Consider the following 1,465-nt stretch of genomic DNA (forward strand, 5'->3'; position numbering starts at 1 on the left):
CGCAGTGGCGCAACCGGGAGACGGCGGCGGTGCGGCTGGCGGCGCTGCTCGCCGAGGCGACCGCGCCGCCGCCGAAGCCGCGGCGGGCGACGCGGATTCCCCGGGGGATCAATGAGCGGCGGTTGCGGGAGAAGAAGGCGCGGGGCTACCAGTCGCGGCCCGTGCGGCCCCGTTTCGTCTCGCCCCGCGCCTTCTTCTCCCGCAACCGCCGCTCATTGATCCCCCGGGGAATCCGCGTCGCCCGCCGCGGCTTCGGCGGCGGCGCGGTCGCCTCGGCGAGCAGCGCCGCCAGCCGCACCGCCGCCGTCTCCCGGTTGCGCCACTGCGAGCGGTGCTCGGACGCCCGGACCGTCACCACCCCGCCCACCAGCCGCGAATCCAGCCGCGCGAGCGCCCGCTCCTTCCACACCTCCGGCAGCGCCTCCGTACGACCGAGGTCGAAGCGGAGCTCCACCTGCGAGTCGCTGGTGTTGACGTGCTGCCCGCCGGGCCCGGAGGACCGCGAGAAACGCCACATGAGCTCGGCCTCCGGAAGGGAGACGGAGCCGCGGATGAGGTAGGGCCCGGACATGGGCTCCATGGTCCCCCGCGCGACGCGCCGCGTCACCCTCTTTTGTACGACACCCGTCTGCCCGTACCCGGCAAAGAAAGTAAAGACAACTGGAACCCGGCATCCCCTGCCGACGTTATGAGGGGTGACGGTAGCTTCGGGAACGGCCGTAGCCCGCACATCACGATGAAAGGGACATCCCATGGCTGTAAGCCTGTCCAAGGGCGGCAACGTCTCGCTCACCAAGGAGGCCCCGGGCCTGACCGCCGTCACGGTGGGCCTCGGCTGGGACGTCCGCACCACCACCGGCACCGACTTCGACCTCGACGCCTCCGCGATCGCGGTCAACCCGGCGGGCAAGGTCTACTCGGACGCCCACTTCGTCTTCTTCAACAACAAGTCCACCCCGGACCAGACCATCGTCCACACCGGTGACAACGTCACGGGCCAGGGCGAGGGCGACGACGAGCAGATCAACGTCAACCTGGCCGGCCTCCCCGCCGACGTCGACAAGATCGTCTTCCCGGTCTCGATCTACGACGCGGAGAACCGCTCGCAGAACTTCGGCCAGGTCCGCAACGCCTTCATCCGCATCATCAACCAGGCCGGCGGCGCCGAGATCGCCCGCTACGACCTGAGCGAGGACGCCGCCACCGAGACCGCCATGGTCTTCGGCGAGCTGTACCGCAACGGTGCGGAGTGGAAGTTCCGCGCGGTCGGCCAGGGGTATGCCTCGGGCCTCGTCGGCATCGCCCAGGACTTCGGCGTCAACGTCTGACCGACCGCCACCGGCACAGGCGCCGACACCAGCACAGGCACCGCCACCACCACCGGCGCCACCGCCTGAGACAACGACCGCCGAAGCCCCCCGCGCGCCCCGCGCCGGGGGGCTTCGGCGTGCCCGCGCCCGTACCC

At 71.2% G+C, this 1,465-nt stretch carries 2 protein-coding genes; one reads left to right on the forward strand and one right to left on the reverse strand.

Translation table 11 applies throughout. From position 1 onward, the window contains the following. Positions 1–145 precede the first annotated feature (145 nt). Positions 146–571 (reverse strand): alternative ribosome rescue aminoacyl-tRNA hydrolase ArfB, encoded by a 426-nt coding sequence (arfB, locus tag ACJA3G_RS36860; protein ID WP_406557371.1) that lies wholly within the window; start codon positions 569–571, stop codon positions 146–148. Between the two features lie 181 nt (positions 572–752). Here arfB and ACJA3G_RS36865 point away from each other — a divergent pair, with 181 nt between their 5' ends. Beyond that, positions 753–1,328, forward strand: a complete 576-nt coding sequence (locus ACJA3G_RS36865) for a TerD family protein (protein WP_101388906.1) — start codon at positions 753–755, stop codon at positions 1,326–1,328. Positions 1,329–1,465: the final 137 nt, after the last annotated feature.

The sequence above is a fragment of the Streptomyces sp. YS-3 genome (assembly GCF_045257485.1).
In the GTDB taxonomy this organism is placed as follows: domain Bacteria; phylum Actinomycetota; class Actinomycetes; order Streptomycetales; family Streptomycetaceae; genus Streptomyces.